The following is a 15,455-nucleotide window of genomic DNA, read 5'->3' as shown; positions in this document are numbered from 1 at the left end:
TCCCCACTTCCCCACTTCCCCACTTCCCCACTTCCCCACTTCCCCACTTCCCCACTTCCCCACTTCCCCACTTCCCCACTTCCCCACTTCCCCACTTCCCCACTTCCCCAGCTTATGATTCCCCTACAATTAACCCTAAAAAATTTTCTCAGTTATCGCGAGGCAGTGCTAGATTTTCGCGGATTACATACTGCCTGTATTTGTGGTGCCAATGGTGCAGGAAAATCCTCTTTACTCGAAGCAATTACTTGGGCAATTTGGGGGGAAAGTCGCGTCTCGATTGGTGATGATGTGATTCATGCGGGCAGCGATTATGCGCGGGTAGATTTCGAGTTTAGTTATGGGGGAGAAATCTATAAAATTATCCGTAGTCGTCACCGGGGGGGGAAAGCTTCTGGTTTAGATTTTCAGGTGATTAATGATCAAAGTTTTCGTCCTTTATCGGGTAAAAGTATTAAAGATACCCAAGCACAGATTAATACTTATCTAAAAATAGACCATAAAACTTTCATTAATTCTGCTTATTTACGACAGGGACAAGCGGACGAGTTTATGAAACAGCCTCCCAGTGGTCGTAAACAGATTTTAGCAGAATTATTACAACTTGATCGCTATGAAATTTTAGCAAATAAAGCCAAGGATATATCGAAACAATTTGATGGACAGTCCCTCCAGATTGAGCAGCAGGTAGAAACTATCAAACTCCGTCTTCAGGAGAAAAATTCTTATCAAGAACACCTGCAAGAGTTAAGCAGCCAAATTAACCAAATTAATCAAGAACAAGAGGTAAATAATCGGCGTTTACAGCAACTGCAAGGGGAAGAAAATCAGCGTCAGAATTGGGAAAAACAGCTGCAGTGGCAAAGAGAACAGGAGCGAGCTTTATTAGCAGAAATCGAGAGATTAGACCGGGAAAAAGTTAGTCTAGACAATCAATTAAATCAAATTAGGACTATTCTTCATCGCAAAAATGACATTATTACTGCACACGAGCGCCTAATCAATTTAGACCAGAAAGAGGCAAGTTTGTCAAGTCAATTACAAGCTTGGCAACAGGCCCAGTATGATAAACAACAATTAGAACAGAAATTACAGCAAAAAATTAACGAATTTACCCTTCCCATCCAACAAACGAGCGCTCGTTTAGAAGAATTGGAAAGACAGGAACAAGAAACTCAGAAAATTATCGAGCAAGGGGGGGATATTCAAGCAGGATTAGAGAAATTAAATTATCATCGTCAACGTCTTCAGGAATTGGATAGATTAGCTTTAAAATATGCTCCTTTAAATAGCCGAAAAGCTGATCTAAATATGCAGTTGGAACGGGAAAAAGCCAGGATTAATGCTCGTCGAGAACAACTGCAAAGAAATCGGCAACAATTAGAGACAGAAATCGCTCGGATTCCTCTGCTAAGAGAGGAAGCTCTCAATTTAGCCAAACGAATTAAGGAACTAGATAAAAAACAAACCTATTGTGAACGAGTGGAAGAAAAGGAAACCCTCAAACAGGTGGATAAAAAAAGTTTATTGGAGCAGCAGAAAAGATATGAAGAACAACTTTTAGAGTTAACTGATAAATTGGAAAAATTAAATATTCCCGATTCGGTTTGTCCTTTGTGTGAACAGAATTTAGACAGTCATCACCGTCATCAGGTAATCAGGAAAACCCATCAACATCAAGAACAAATTCAAGAGCAAATCTGGTCCCTACAGGAAGGGATGGCAGACTGCGATCGAGATTTAAAACGTTTACGCGAGGAATTAGCCCAAATTAAACAAGAATTGCCAGTAAGATCGAATCTACAACAAAAATATATGCAGTTAGAAGTCAAGTTAGAAACTATTGAAGAAAAGGAAATAGAACTAGAGAAAAACGAGGAGATACTTGTCCAGTTAGAAGCACTTTTAAGCAGTGGCAATTATGCCCTAGAATTACAGCAAGAATTGCAAATTGTCAATCAAGAAATCGCCCTATTAAACTATGATGAACAAAGTCATGCTTTAGTCAGAGGAGAAGAAAAAAGATGGCGTTGGGCAGAAATTCAAGAATCAGAACTTAAGCAAGCAAACCGTCGTTTAGCTAATATCAATGCCGAGAAACCTAATTTAATTAATCAACTAGCTAGACTAGAACAGGAGAAACGAGAACTAGGTCAAAATTCCCCACTTAAACAGGAAATTGAACGCTTAGAAAAGTTTATTCAAAACTTAAATTATGATCGCAGTGAACATCAGAATATTCAAAATCTGATCCGACAATTACAGGGAGTAAGATTACAGTATCAAGATTGGCAACAAGCAGAAAAAAATTATCCAGAAATAGCTGCTAAAATTGCTGACATTGAGCAAAGATTACAGCTGCGAAATGAGGATCGCCAGAAGCTGAATCAGGAGTTAGCAAATATTAGTCAAAAGATTGGTACTTTGACTGACTATCGCCAAGAAATAGCCGTGTTATCGACTAATATTCAACAGCGAAGACAGATAATTGATGGATTGCTCTCCCAAAAAGGTCGGGTTGAGGAGAAGTTACATCAACTGGAAACTTTAGGTAAACAACTGATAGAAAAAGAAAGCGATTTAGCTAAAGTTAAAAAACAATATACAGTTTATAGAGAGTTAGCCATAGCTTTTGGCAAAAATGGTTTACAAACTCTGATGATTGAGAATGTTTTACCAGAGTTGGAAGCACAAACTAATCATATCTTAGCTCGCTTAACCGGTAATCAATTTCATGTGCAGTTTTTAACCCAAAAAAGCGGTAAAGGTACGAAGAAACAGCGACAAAAGTTAATCGATACTTTAGATATTATTATTGGTGATACCCGCGGCTCTCGTCCCTACGAAACCTATTCAGGAGGGGAAGCTTTTCGGATTAATTTCTCGATTCGATTAGCTTTAGCGAGATTATTGGCACAAAGAGCCGGAACAGCCTTACAAATGCTCATTGTTGACGAAGGATTCGGAACTCAGGATGCGGAAGGATGCGAGCGCTTAATTGCGGCAATTAACGCTATATCCGCCGATTTTGCCTGTATTTTGACGGTAACTCATATGCCCCAATTTAAAGAAGCTTTTCAACATCGCATCGAAGTCCGCAAAACCGAACAGGGTTCTCAATTAATGTTATTATCCTAGAAAAAATATTGATGTAAAGATGGAAAAGATTACGATCACAGTAAAACTATTTGCTATTTATCAAGAAGTCTATCAAACTTCACAATTAAACCTCGAATTTCCTGCCCACACTTCCGCAGCAGCAGTGTTAAACTATATTATAGCCCCCTATCCCCAATTAGAAAGATGGCGCGACGTTACTCGTTTTGGAGTTAATCTTCAGTTTGTTTCGGGAGAGAAAATCCTCGAAAATGGCGATGAGATAGTTTTAATTCCCCCCGTTAGTGGTGGCTAAATGGGGTTTGCTGAAAAAGTACGGGCGAAGCATTCGGATAGAAAATCTACGGTTTCACCGATAGGTTATTGTCCGAATGCTTCGCCCCTACAGGACGCGGGCTGATGAAGACGCAAGGTTTTGAAGCACGATTCTCTCAAAATCTTGCACCTGTTTCGCTCGTAAAGCCACAAAACCCTTACCTTGCCTACATTTCACATTTATTCAGCAAGCCCTAAATGGAGATAGGGAAAATCACAAAAACTGCCACCTTTTTTACTTTTTCCCTGATATCCCGTGTCTAACTGGCAAATTCCCCCATCGGTAGAGCTTCCCCAAGAGTTTTTAAAAATAGTCCAAGACTACACCCCAGAGTCGGATGGCAGCGTCGTGGCACAAATATTATGGCATCGCGGTGTCCAAGATGGGGCGACTCTGCGGACGTTTCTGGATGAGAAAGCTTATCAGTCAAAAACTCCCTTTGATTTTGGGCAAGAAATGAACTTCGCCGTCAAAAGACTGGAAAAAGCCCTAAATAAAGGCGAAAAAGTGACTATTTGGGGTGATTTTGATGCCGATGGTGTCACCGCTACCAGTGTCCTTTGGGAAGGATTGGGGCAGTTTTTTCCACCCTATCAACAGTTAGATTATTACATACCCGATCGCCAAAAAGAATCCCACGGCCTCAATTGTCCCGGTATCGAGAAACTAGCGCATCAAGGAACCCGTTTAATCGTCACCTGTGACACGGGAAGCACGAATATCGCTGAAATTGACTATGCAAACAGTCTAGGAATCGATATTATCATCACCGATCATCATACCCTACCCGACGAGCGCCCCGAGGTGATTGCCCTGATTAATCCCCGCTATTTTGTGGAAACCCATCCTTTCTATCATCTTTCTGGGGTTGCCGTTGCTTATAAATTAGTGGAAGCGATGTATTTAACCCTTGCAGATATTCCCAGAAAACCCCTAGAAAATTTACTGGATTTAGTTGCGATTGGTTTAATTGCCGATTTAGTCAAATTGACGGGAGAATGTCGTTATTTAGCCCAAAAAGGTATGCAAAAGCTCCAAAATACTCAGCGTTTAGGAGTTAAAAAATTACTCGATTTATGTAACAAAACCGGAGATAGACCGATGGATATATCCTTCGGTATTGGACCGCGAATTAATGCCGTCAGTCGCATTTATGGCGATGCTAGATTTTGTGTGGAATTACTCACCAGTGAAGATGAAAAGCGTTGTCACGAATTAGCTGAACAAGCGGAATTAGCCAATATTCGTCGCCAAGAAATCCAACGGGATATTATGAAACAAGTTCAGAAAAAACTAGAGAGAATTGATCTTTCCACCACTAATGTAATTATTTTAGATGATCCCCAATGGCCGGCGGGAATTTTAGGATTAGTTGCGGGACAAATTGCCCAAGAATACCAGCGACCGACAATTTTATTAAGTACCAGTGAACCACCTTTTGCTAAGGGTTCCGCTCGGTCAATTCGCGAGATCGATCTTTATCAATTAGTATCCTCTCAATCCCATCTTTTACATCGTTTTGGTGGTCATCCTTTGGCCGCAGGTTTAAGTTTAGCTCTAGAAAATTTACCCCTATTTATTGAGGGAATTAATCAACAGTTGCGACGCACAGGAATTGATTTAACTTCCCTTTCTTCCCAGATAGAAGTGGATGCGGTGGTGACGGTTTCCCAATTGGGAAAAAGTCTATTTCGAGAATTAAAATTACTGGAACCCTGCGGGATGGGTAATCCGACACCGAAGCTATTAATTCAAAATTGTTATTTTCAAAATCTTTGGCATAAAAATCTTGAGGATTTCAAGGGCAAAAAAATCGCTTATCTCCGGACAACTTTTGAGATCTGGGATAGTTCAATCGAGCAGGGTTTCCCCGGTATGTGGTGGGGTCATCACAAAGATGAAATTGCTGCCGATACCCGTTATGATGCCGTAGTCGAATTGGATTTTAATACCTCCAAAAATCGCTATGAAGTGCGCTTAATTGCTCTGCAACCCTATCAACAAGCATCCTTAAGCTATGGCAATAAAAAAGATTTTTTAATCGACAATCGCCATCGAGAAATTAGTCAAGAAGTTAGCCAATTAAATCCCCTTTTTCTCTGGGAATGTCCCCGGGATTGGACAAAACTTTCCCGGGAATATCAACAGGCAATTTTACGGGATAAAAAGTTAGTTCTTGCCTATGCTAGTCCTTTGAAAAAATCCGCTCACACCCCATGGATAAACCTTGTCGGGATCGGGAAATATTTAGCTAGAACTAAAACCAGCATTTCCTGTCAACAATTACAAAACCGCTTAAACCTCAGCTATCATACCCTAGAATTAGGATTAATTTCCCTAGCAGAAAATGGCTTTAAAGTCAAGAAAAATCAAGAAAATTTATCCTTTGAATTAGTCAATCATGAGGCAAAAATTAATAAGATTGAGCAATTTCTAGAAGCGGTGGCCCTAGAGAACTTTCTCCAGCAATACTTTGCTACTGTTCCCCTAGAAATTCTGCAAGCAATTCTTAATCATGAAGACTCGATCGATTTTTAATTATAACTCTTATTTACTGATAACTGATAACTGATTACTGATAACTGATTACTGATTACTGATAACTGATTACTGATAACTGATTACTGATAACTGATAACTGATTACTGATAACTGATTACTGATAACTGATTACTGATAACTGATAACTGATTACTGATAACTGATTACTGATAACTGATTACTGATAACTGATAACTGATAACTGATAACTGATTACTGATTACTGATTACTGATTACTCCTTGACCGAAGAATTTCGGAGGTTTTGCCAGGGTATAAACTTCCGTATTTTGTGCGATAGCTTGACGAATATAGAGAGGAGTTTGTAACATTCCTAGTAAACTCATGCCATCAATTAAACGTAATCCTCCCGTAGTTGTATCGCTGATTAATTCATCCACCACATCGGGATCGGGACGAGTATTTAAAGGATGATTAGCACAGAGAGTAAAACCCCAAGGGGAACCATAACTAGGGGTGGGAGCGCAATAGGAATGAACGTAGGGAAAAACTGCTTTTAAAGTATTCACCAAACGCGCATGATACATCACCGAAGGAGGAGAAACCGGGCCAGATTGAACAACAACAATGCCATTTTCGGCCAAAACTCTTTGTAGTTTTTCAAAGTATTCTTTCGTGAATAGGGGGAAAGAAGGACCCTCTCCGATGGGATCAACCAGATCGGAGATAATAATATCCCATTTATCGTTAGTGGTGTCTAAAACTTCTAAAGCATCGGCCACAACTAACTGAAAACGAGGATCATCAAAAGTGCCTTGGTGCATTTCGGGAAGATGTTCCTTACAAGCTGCCACCACATCCCCATCGATATCGATCATCATCACTTTTTCGATTGTTTTCCAACGCAATAACTCCCGCGTTGTCGCACCTTCACCACCTCCGAGAATTAAAGCAGTTTTGGCTTCTTGGTGGGCAATCATTGCCGGTTGCACTAATGCTTCATGATAAATAAATTCATCCCCCGTACAAGATTGCCATTTCCCATCCAGTACCAAGGCTTTTCCATAGGCCCCCGACTCAACAATATACATCTCCTGAAAAGCGGTTTTTTTGTAGGCTAAAATCCGCGAAACCCCATGACTATAAATGTCCCAGGGGGTAATATATTCGTTAACCCATAGATCCGCTTTTAGTTCACTTCCTGCCATAACTAATCCTCCTTGGGGTGAAAAAGGCACGATCTATCATTATACAACAATTGACAAAATTCGATCGATAACCTGGAGATAATTCCAGGTTATCCCGAAGCTGCCGATAATCGATCGCTGAAAAACGGTAAGCTAGAAAAGATTAAGTAAGTAGTTATAATTAAATTGAAGATAGATTTTGCCTCTGATTCCCCCTGCCCCCCTTGATAAGGGGGGTGCCGATAGGCGGGGGGATCTCCCTTGATAAGGGGGGTGCCGATAGGCGGGGGGATCTCCCTTGATAAGGGGGGTGCCGATAGGCGGGGGGATCTCCCTTGATAAGGGGGGTGCCGATCGCCCCTTAATCCTCCCTTAATCCCCCCTTGACAAGGGGGGTATTTGATAATTTTTAACGCCTACCTACTTAGCTCCAAGTAAATTTCTAGCCACTAACCTATGACCAAAAACGAGACTACCGAGAAAAAGATTTTTCTCCTAGATTTTGAGAAACCCCTCTACGAATTAGAATCCCGCATCGAACAGATTAAAGAATTAGCCCAAGAAAATAGCGTAGATGTCTCGGAACAAATTAGTCAACTAGACGAACGAGCTAATCAATTACGTCGTGAGATTTTTAGCAATCTCACCCCTTCCCAAAGGCTACAATTAGCTCGTCATCCCCGGCGCCCCAGTACCCTAGACTATATTCAGGCAATCACCGATGAATGGTTCGAGTTACACGGTGATCGCGGTGGTTACGACGATCCCGCTCTTGTGGGTGGTGTTGCCCGTTTTAACGGTCGTCCCGTGGTGATTATCGGACATCAAAAAGGCCGGGATACTAAGGATAATGTGGCTAGAAATTTCGGCATGGCTGCCCCCGGTGGTTATCGTAAAGCCATGCGTTTAATGGAACACGCCCATCAGTTTAATCAGCCAATTTTAACGTTTATTGATACCCCCGGCGCCTGGGCGGGGGTGGAAGCGGAAAAATTAGGTCAAGGGGAAGCGATCGCCTATAATCTCCGGGAGATGTTCCGTTTAGATGTGCCGATCATTTGTACTGTTATTGGCGAAGGTGGTTCGGGCGGTGCTTTGGGCATTGGTGTCGGCGATCGCCTGTTAATGTTAGAGCATTCTGTCTATACCGTGGCGACTCCTGAAGCTTGTGCCGCCATTCTCTGGAAAGATGCCAAAAAATCCGATAAAGCGGCAGTTGCCCTCAAAATTACCTCAAAAGATTTAAAAGAGTTAAATATTATCGATCAGATCGTTCCTGAACCCTCCAGAGGGGCCCATGCTGATCCGATTAGAGCGGCAGCCAATTTAAAAGCCGCTATTAGTGAAAATTTAGAGGCTTTATCTTTGTTAACTCCCCAACAACGGCGCGAATCTCGTTATCAAAAATTCCGCAATTTAGGCGTATTTTTAGAAGCTACAGCTTAATCAGTGAGCAGTGAGCAGTTATCAGATGTGAGTTTTCAGTGATTAGTTTGTTTTGTAGATTTGGAAGATTTCAGCTTCAGTTTAAGGGTTGCACCGACAAAGCTATAATATTGATGGCAGGTTCAAGGACACACCAAATGAAACGGGACGAGGTGCTGGCAATTCTAGAGGCACACCGAGAACAGTTACAAAAACTAGGGGTGAAATCTTTGTCTTTATTTGGTTCAGTGGCCAGGGATAAAGCTGATGCCGATAGTGATGTAGATTTGTTAGTAGAATTCGATCGACAAGGTGGTTTTTTTCAACTTCTGCAAGTACAGTATTATTTAGAAGATATTCTGGGATGCTCTGTGGATTTAGGAACTCAGGATGCCTTAAGAGAACATTTACGGGAACCTGTGCTTGAGGATCTGATCAATGCCTTCTAGAGATTGGCGACTTCGCCTTCAAGACATTTTAGAATCTATCAGTGAAATTGAACAGCGAACAAAGGCAATGACGTTTGAGGAATTTGCCAAGAATCAAACAAATATCAAAGCGGTTCTCTATGATTTTATTATTATCGGAGAAGCAACTAGAAATGTACCGAAGGAAATTCAGTCTCGCTATCCTCTTATTCCTTGGCGTTTAATGGCAGGAATGAGAAATGTTGCAACTCACGAATATTTTCAAGTTAATTTAAGTAGAATTTGGGCAACAATTCGAGAAGATTTGCCGACCTTAGTACCACAACTACAAGAAGTATTGTCAAGGGAAAAAAAACCAGAATAGTTGCGGGGCATTTGTCATATTTAGGGCTTGCTGAATGATGGTAAAACCCTTTTAAAATAAGACTTTTGACCTGTTAAAATCCGATGTTATACTAAATCCAGTTATTAAAGACGGATTATCTATTACCCCTATTGCCTCTCCTCATAAGTAGCCTATACTAAACGGATTTAGTATTATTCCGATTATTTCCGAGTTATTAGTGGTAAATTAATCTTACCAATTAAAAGGTCCCAAAGCCCGATCGTTGTAATCGCCACCCTCGGCAATAAAATGAATGACCATCGATTTACGGGTTAGCAGGGTATTATTAATCTTCCCACCACCATGAATTAACATTCCGTGCCAGAGAAGAATCTCTCCTTTTTTAGCAGTAAATGATTGACAGTCATAATTCTGAGCGCGCTGGTTAACATAATCTTGGTATTGGGGAATTTGCTCGGCAGTAATATTTTTAAGATTGACGGCGGGATAGTCTGGAAAAAAGTCAGTTACTTTGATATTTTTATGAGATTTAGGATAAAAAATTAGCGGGCCAGCATCGGCGGAAATATCTTCCAAGGCAATCCAAACACCAACTAAATGATTAGCCGGATGAACATAAAAAACTGCCATATCCTCGTGCAGCCCCTGCTCTGTACCGTGCAGAAAGTTGATGGAATATCTCGGTTCGCAGGATTTGCCAATAATTAAATTAACTAAATCTCTCAGATTTTGATTGTCAAAAATTGCTTGAGCGGCGGGGGAAATCTCATGAAAGCCATGAAGTCGCCAAATAGAATTAACCAAGGCTTTTCTTTGCTCGATATCTAGGGCTAAAACTTGCTCGTGACTTAAACTCGCCGGTAGATTTTCTGCTTGAATGCCTTCAATTCTTAATCCAGGGATAGCCGATTCTAGGAAAAATAAATCGGCTAATTCCGCTACTAAATTATCGATCGCCGTTGCGGGAATTAAATCTTTGACAATACAATAACCCAATTCTCGCCAATGGTCAAGGAGTTGATATTCTTCTGCGGAAATTCGCTGTTGTTGACGAGCTTTTTGCAGGGATTTTTCCGCTCGCGAGCGATCCAACCAGGGTAATTCGGCAGTAGAATTGAAAGACCAGGGCAAATTTTTTAAGATATCGGCAATTTTAAGAATCATACTCAGTTCATCTTTTCGGAGCTACTTTCGGACTATATCTAATCTATGAGCGATCGATCTACCCTGTCAACAGATATAAATTATTTGAAAAACCCCCTAGGATGAGTTAGGAGGTTACAGGGAAAAAATTAATCAGGGTTGATGGGATTAACTGGCGCTAACTTCAGCAGGATAAACGCTAACTTGACGGCGACTTTTATCCTTGTATTCAAATTTGACCACACCATCAATTAAAGCGAATAAAGTATCATCGCCACCACGACCAACATTTTTACCCGGGTGAACTTTAGTACCCCGTTGACGGATGAGAATATTTCCCGCTTTTACCACTTGACCACCGTAGCGCTTAACGCCTAGTCTCTGGGAACGAGAATCGCGTCCGTTGCGGGTACTACCCGTACCTTTCTTATGAGCCATAATTTCTCTCCAAATGCTTTTTTGATTGTAAAAGTTATTCTTCTTTATCGCTACTATCTTCCACAACTTCAGCGCCGGAGGTAGCAGCAGTGGCGACTAGAGTTTTACCGTTATAATTGATTGAATCAATCATAAAACGGGTAATTTCTTGACGATGACCGCGTTTTTTACGGGTTTTCTTTTTCGGGCGCATTTTATAGACAATAACTTTTTTGCCCCGACGATGTTGCATGACAGTGCCTTCGACGGTGGCCCCTTCGATAAAGGGCTGACCGATGCTAATATCATCCTCATCATGGATTAATAGCACTTTGTCGATGGTATGGGTACTTTGTTCATCGACGGGAAGAAGTTCGATATCGTAATAGCGACCGGGTTCCACCCGAATCTGTTTGCCACCGGTCTCAATAATCGCGTAACTCATAAATTTTCTGCGCTCGTTTTGCCGTACAGGTAGCTGAAAAAAATTCCAGCTTTTGTGCTAATGTCTTCACCTGATCCGAGCAGGAATTGACACAATTTCCTATCATCTAATATTCGGGGGGCAATTGTCAAGCTTTTAGCCCACCGATTGGCTATATACTAAAAATAATCTTACAAAAAGCTCAATTAAACCGTTATGGAACAGTGGGAAAGCAGAGGACACCTGTTAACCGAACAAATTAACCCAAACAGCCTAAATTTAGACCAATTAAACCCGCTCGAATTGGTGGATCTCTTCAATCAGGAGGATGCCCAAACCCTAAAAGCGATCGCCATGGCCCGGCAAGAATTGGCCCTGGCAATCTCCCTGACCGGTCAAGCTCTGGCTAAAGGTGGCAGACTCTTTTACATTGGAGCAGGAACCAGTGGCCGGCTGGGGGTTTTGGACGCGGCCGAATGTCCCCCCACCTTCTGCACTCCCCCGGAATTGGTACAGGGAATTATTGCCGGTGGAGCGGCGGCGCTGGTGCGTAGTTCCGAAGATTTGGAGGATAAAGCGGAAGATGGAGCGGCGATTATTGCCCAGCGAGAAATTCACGAATTAGACGTGGTAGTGGGGATTACCGCCGGGGGTACTACTCCCTACGTTCACGGGGCTTTACAGGCGGCAAAACAGCGGGGTGCGACGACGATTGCTATTAGTTGTGTCCCCGCCGAACAGGTGGAGATTGCGGTGGATGTGGATATCCGCTTATTGACCGGACCAGAACTTCTGGCCGGCTCCACCCGTCTGAAAGCGGGAACGGTGACGAAAATGGCTTTAAATATCCTTTCCACAGGGACAATGGTAATGTTAGGCAAGGTTTACGGCAACCAGATGGTCGATGTGGCTGTTACTAATCATAAACTCCATGACCGCGCCCTGCGAATTATCTGCCACCTTACCGATGTTAGTCGCGAGGAAGCGGCTGTTTTACTGGAAAAAAGTGGCCGCCGGGTTAAACTGGCTTTGTTAATGCAGAAAACGGGACTTTCGGCGGCGGCAGGACAAGAATTGTTACAAAAGCATCGAGGGCAATTACGGGCCGCCCTGCAAGCTTATAATCAAATTGATTGATAAAAACCTATTAATTTTGACTTTCCTATGGTTAATATTTCTTCGGAAATTGCTGCGATCGCTGTTATTTTCCTCGTCGCTGGTGCTATCTTGACTTGGAGTTTTTATCGGGCTAAACCCTACGGCCAACTGGGAATTTTACCTTGGTTACAATCCTTGGTACTAATTGCTCCTTGGTTAATTTTTTTCGGGCTATTTGCGGCGGGAATTTATCTCAATCTAGCGGTAATTCTCTTTTTACTGGTTGCTTCCACCATTATCTATATTTATTTGGGCAACCGTTTACGCTTACTGAAAACCAATCAGATAATTGAACCGAAAGTTAACCCAGCAGTCAGCCAGTCCGTTACTCCTCTAGAAATCCCGGCAGCGGTGACAGCAATTGTGCCGGATGTGATGCCAATTTCCGAACAGGATTTAAAAGTTATTCAGAGTATTTTTGGTATAGATACTTTTTTTGCCACCGAAACTATCTCTTTTCAGGAAGGGGCGATTTTTAAAGGCAATTTACGGGGAGAACCGGCTCTAGTTCACTCGCGCTTAACCCAGAAATTAAGTAATCATTTTGGCGATAAATATCGTTTATTTCTGGTGGAAGGAACCGAGGAAAAACCGGTGGTAATTATCCTTCCCAAAACTAACGATCCTAGTCCTGCCACTCTTGCTCAAAAAAATCTCTCTTTAGTTTTGTTAGTCGCCACCCTTGTCACTAGCTTAGAAGCAGCTGGAATTCTATTAGGTTTTGATTTGTTTGGTAATTGGCAGAGATATCGAGAAGCAATTCCCCTGAGTTTGGGTTTATGGTCGGTATTAATTGCCCACGAAATCGGTCATCTAATTATCGCTAAACGCCATAATGTTCGTCTCAGTTTACCCTATTTTCTTCCCACTTGGCAGATTGGTTCTTTTGGGGCGATTACTCGTTTTGAATCTTTATTACCTAACCGCAGTGTTCTATTTGATATAGCTTTCGCTGGTCCTGCTTTGGGAGGTTTGGTTTCTTTAATCTTATTAATCGTTGGACTGACTTTATCTAATTCGGCCAGCCTTTTTCAAATCCCTAGTAACTTTTTCCAAAGTTCAATTTTAGTGGGTTCTTTAGCCCGGATATTTTTGGGCGACGAGTTACAAAATGCTGTTATCTCCGTGCATCCTTTAACTGTTATCGGTTGGTTAGGATTGGTGATTACTGCCCTTAATTTACTGCCCGCCGGACAGTTAGATGGTGGTAGAATTGTTCAGGCTATTTATGGTCGCAAAATTGCCCGCCGCACCACTGTGGCCACTTTGGTTATTTTGGGCATTATTTCCTTAGTTAATCCCAGTAATCCCATTCCTCTCTATTGGACAATTTTGGTCGCTTTTTTACAAAGAGAGTTGGAACGACCTAATTTAAACGAGTTAACCGAACCCGATGACACCCGCGCTGGTTGGGGTTTATTACTGCTCTTTTTAATGTTAGCGACTCTGATTCCTTTAAGCCCTAGTTTAGCGGGACGTTTAGGCATCGGTGGCTAAATACTTCCCCGAAATTCTTGCCATTGATTGCCGTCAAAAAAAAGCTTGACAAAAACTCAATTCTTGACTTATAATTTTCTTATAATGGGAATCCGTGTCTGCCTATAGACCCCTGATTTTTCCGTAAAATATAGCCTCCAGCATTTACCCCTGAAGATTTGACTTTTGGAGTTGCTCAAAATGTCTAACGAAACTGTCACTTATTCCCTAGAAGCTGTCCTGACAAGGATTGAGGGGAAAATCGACTCTCTAGAAAAACGCCTTGACGAGAAAATCGACTCTCTGGAAAAACGTATTGACGAGAAAATCGACTCTCTGGAAAACCGTATTGATGAGAGATTTGACAAGGTAGAAGACCGGTTAACTAAAGTAGAAATAGGACAGGCCGAACTCAAGGGAGATATTAAAGCTTTAGACGAAAAAATCAATGGATTAACTGCAAGGGTTGCCTATCAGGAATTCACCAATCGAGGGATTCTGATAGCATTGGTAGTCGCTATTTTAGGAGGTGCCGCTAAACTTTTTGGTTTTTTCCCTAATCCTTAGAAGTTGACTGCAGCCGTACCTAGTAGATAGGCTCTTCCCAAAAATTTTTCGCTCATTACCCCGATCATCCGTTAGAATAGATCTGAAATTCAAGGATAAACCCTCATCTATGAATCCTGTCGTTTTAGTGCATGGTTTTCTGGACACTACTGCTGTTTTTAAACCGATGAGCGAGTATTTAAACTATCATGGTTGGCAGGTGCATAGTTTTAATCTAATTCCCAATCATGGTTACAAAAAGTTAGAAGTTTTAGCCGGTCAGGTGGAGAATTATATCGAGAAAAACTTTGCTAAAGAGCAGAAAGTAGATCTGATTGGGTTTAGTATGGGAGGATTAATTACCCGCTACTACCTGCAAAGATTGGGAGGAGTGGCAAGAGTGCAACGTTACCTAAATATTTCTGCTCCGAATCGAGGCACTTTAACCGCGTATAGTTTACCCTTAGATGGGATTAGACAAATGCAGCCGGGGAGTCAATTTCTAGAGGATTTAAATAAAGATTGTCAACAAATTTTAAATAAAATTAAAACCACAATTATCTGGACTCCCTACGATTTAATGATATTTCCTGCCCATAGTTCCCGTTTATCGGTGGGCAAAGAAATTTCCATTCCCGTATTGCTTCATGCTTGGATGGTCAAAGATAGTAAAGTTTTAACAACAATTAAAGAGACTTTATTAGAATAGAAATACTGGTTCTCTCCAATACCAGAACAAGGTCAAAATATCACCAACAAAATGCTGAAAAAGTACGGGCGAAGCATTCGGATAGAAAATCTCCGGTTTCACCGATAGGTTATTGCCCGAATGCTTCGCCCCTACAGGACGCGGGCCGATGAAGACGCGAGGTTTTGAACGACGATTCTCTCAAAATCTTGCACCTGTGGGAGCGAGAAAAGCCCCAAAACCCTTACTTTGCCTACATTTCACATTTATTCAGCAAGCCCTA

Annotated in this window: 14 protein-coding genes; 10 read left to right on the top strand and 4 right to left on the bottom strand. The window is 41.7% G+C overall.

Going from position 1 to position 15,455, the window contains the following annotated elements:
* Positions 1-114: 114 nt before the first annotated feature.
* The 3 genes from sbcC (at position 115) to recJ (ending at position 5,971) form a co-directional block, all read left to right on the top strand.
* Complete coding sequence (sbcC, locus tag EWV66_RS16000) at positions 115-3,138, top strand: exonuclease subunit SbcC (RefSeq protein WP_287108349.1); 3,024 nt, start codon at positions 115-117, stop codon at positions 3,136-3,138.
* Between the two features lie 19 nt (positions 3,139-3,157).
* Positions 3,158-3,412, top strand: coding sequence for a MoaD/ThiS family protein (locus EWV66_RS15995; RefSeq protein ID WP_002760275.1), 255 nt, complete (start codon positions 3,158-3,160; stop codon positions 3,410-3,412).
* 276 nt (positions 3,413-3,688) lie between these two features.
* Positions 3,689-5,971, top strand: coding sequence for a single-stranded-DNA-specific exonuclease RecJ (gene recJ, locus EWV66_RS15990; protein ID WP_287108348.1), 2,283 nt, complete (start codon positions 3,689-3,691; stop codon positions 5,969-5,971).
* Positions 5,972-6,194: 223 nt separating this feature from the next.
* Here recJ and EWV66_RS15985 read toward each other — a convergent pair whose 3' ends face one another.
* On the bottom strand, positions 6,195-7,142 hold the full coding sequence (locus tag EWV66_RS15985) for a fused MFS/spermidine synthase (protein WP_052278341.1): 948 nt from the start codon (positions 7,140-7,142) through the stop codon (positions 6,195-6,197).
* Positions 7,143-7,577: 435 nt separating this feature from the next.
* On the opposite strand from EWV66_RS15985, the gene accA reads away from it, so the two are divergent.
* The 3 genes from accA (at position 7,578) to EWV66_RS15970 (ending at position 9,338) form a co-directional block, all read left to right on the top strand.
* Positions 7,578-8,567 carry an acetyl-CoA carboxylase carboxyl transferase subunit alpha gene (accA, locus tag EWV66_RS15980; RefSeq protein ID WP_002760280.1) on the top strand — a complete coding sequence of 330 codons (990 nt, stop codon included), beginning with the start codon at positions 7,578-7,580 and terminating at the stop codon, positions 8,565-8,567.
* A gap of 137 nt (positions 8,568-8,704) precedes the next feature.
* Entirely contained in the window at positions 8,705-8,995 is a 291-nt protein-coding gene (locus EWV66_RS15975; protein WP_052275319.1) for a nucleotidyltransferase family protein, read from the top strand.
* Positions 8,985-9,338, top strand: coding sequence for a HepT-like ribonuclease domain-containing protein (locus tag EWV66_RS15970; RefSeq protein ID WP_061430529.1), 354 nt, complete (start codon positions 8,985-8,987; stop codon positions 9,336-9,338). Before EWV66_RS15975 ends, EWV66_RS15970 begins: the two co-directional genes overlap by 11 nt.
* A 213-nt stretch (positions 9,339-9,551) precedes the next feature.
* On the opposite strand, the gene EWV66_RS15965 is transcribed toward EWV66_RS15970, so the two are convergent.
* The 3 genes from EWV66_RS15965 to rplU form a co-directional block, all read right to left on the bottom strand.
* The gene (locus tag EWV66_RS15965; protein ID WP_287108347.1) at positions 9,552-10,484 is read right to left on the bottom strand and encodes a phytanoyl-CoA dioxygenase family protein; all 933 of its coding nucleotides are present in this window, start codon (positions 10,482-10,484) and stop codon (positions 9,552-9,554) included.
* Positions 10,485-10,631: 147 nt separating this feature from the next.
* Entirely contained in the window at positions 10,632-10,901 is a 270-nt protein-coding gene (gene rpmA / locus EWV66_RS15960) for a 50S ribosomal protein L27 (protein WP_002744094.1), read from the bottom strand.
* Between the two features lie 34 nt (positions 10,902-10,935).
* Positions 10,936-11,325 carry a 50S ribosomal protein L21 gene (gene rplU / locus EWV66_RS15955; protein ID WP_046662996.1) on the bottom strand — a complete coding sequence of 130 codons (390 nt, stop codon included), beginning with the start codon at positions 11,323-11,325 and terminating at the stop codon, positions 10,936-10,938.
* 195 nt (positions 11,326-11,520) lie between these two features.
* Between rplU and murQ the strand changes: the two genes are divergently transcribed.
* The 4 genes from murQ (at position 11,521) to EWV66_RS15935 (ending at position 15,193) form a co-directional block, all read left to right on the top strand.
* Entirely contained in the window at positions 11,521-12,441 is a 921-nt protein-coding gene (gene murQ, locus EWV66_RS15950; RefSeq protein ID WP_287108346.1) for an N-acetylmuramic acid 6-phosphate etherase, read from the top strand.
* A 27-nt stretch (positions 12,442-12,468) separates the two neighbouring features.
* Complete coding sequence (locus EWV66_RS15945) at positions 12,469-13,959, top strand: site-2 protease family protein (protein WP_287108343.1); 1,491 nt, start codon at positions 12,469-12,471, stop codon at positions 13,957-13,959.
* 180 nt (positions 13,960-14,139) lie between these two features.
* Positions 14,140-14,505 (top strand): DUF4164 domain-containing protein, encoded by a 366-nt coding sequence (locus tag EWV66_RS15940; protein ID WP_287108341.1) that lies wholly within the window; start codon positions 14,140-14,142, stop codon positions 14,503-14,505.
* Between the two features lie 109 nt (positions 14,506-14,614).
* Entirely contained in the window at positions 14,615-15,193 is a 579-nt protein-coding gene (locus tag EWV66_RS15935; RefSeq protein WP_052275315.1) for an esterase/lipase family protein, read from the top strand.
* Positions 15,194-15,455: the final 262 nt, after the last annotated feature.

The organism is Microcystis sp. M_OC_Ca_00000000_C217Col (genome assembly GCF_007095585.1).
In the GTDB taxonomy this organism is placed as follows: Bacteria; Cyanobacteriota; Cyanobacteriia; order Cyanobacteriales; family Microcystaceae; genus Microcystis; species Microcystis panniformis.
This window is presented reverse-complemented; position numbering and strand designations above follow the sequence as displayed.

Coding starts and splice junctions, on each gene's coding strand:
- sbcC (WP_287108349.1), top strand. CDS start 115: ATGATTCCCCTACAATTAACCCTAAAAAATTTTCTCAGTTATCGCGAG.
- EWV66_RS15995 (WP_002760275.1), top strand. CDS start 3,158: ATGGAAAAGATTACGATCACAGTAAAACTATTTGCTATTTATCAAGAA.
- EWV66_RS15985 (WP_052278341.1), bottom strand. CDS start 7,142: ATGGCAGGAAGTGAACTAAAAGCGGATCTATGGGTTAACGAATATATT.
- accA (WP_002760280.1), top strand. CDS start 7,578: ATGACCAAAAACGAGACTACCGAGAAAAAGATTTTTCTCCTAGATTTT.
- EWV66_RS15975 (WP_052275319.1), top strand. CDS start 8,705: ATGAAACGGGACGAGGTGCTGGCAATTCTAGAGGCACACCGAGAACAG.
- EWV66_RS15970 (WP_061430529.1), top strand. CDS start 8,985: ATGCCTTCTAGAGATTGGCGACTTCGCCTTCAAGACATTTTAGAATCT.
- EWV66_RS15965 (WP_287108347.1), bottom strand. CDS start 10,484: ATGATTCTTAAAATTGCCGATATCTTAAAAAATTTGCCCTGGTCTTTC.
- rpmA (WP_002744094.1), bottom strand. CDS start 10,901: ATGGCTCATAAGAAAGGTACGGGTAGTACCCGCAACGGACGCGATTCT.
- rplU (WP_046662996.1), bottom strand. CDS start 11,325: ATGAGTTACGCGATTATTGAGACCGGTGGCAAACAGATTCGGGTGGAA.
- murQ (WP_287108346.1), top strand. CDS start 11,521: ATGGAACAGTGGGAAAGCAGAGGACACCTGTTAACCGAACAAATTAAC.
- EWV66_RS15945 (WP_287108343.1), top strand. CDS start 12,469: ATGGTTAATATTTCTTCGGAAATTGCTGCGATCGCTGTTATTTTCCTC.
- EWV66_RS15940 (WP_287108341.1), top strand. CDS start 14,140: ATGTCTAACGAAACTGTCACTTATTCCCTAGAAGCTGTCCTGACAAGG.
- EWV66_RS15935 (WP_052275315.1), top strand. CDS start 14,615: ATGAATCCTGTCGTTTTAGTGCATGGTTTTCTGGACACTACTGCTGTT.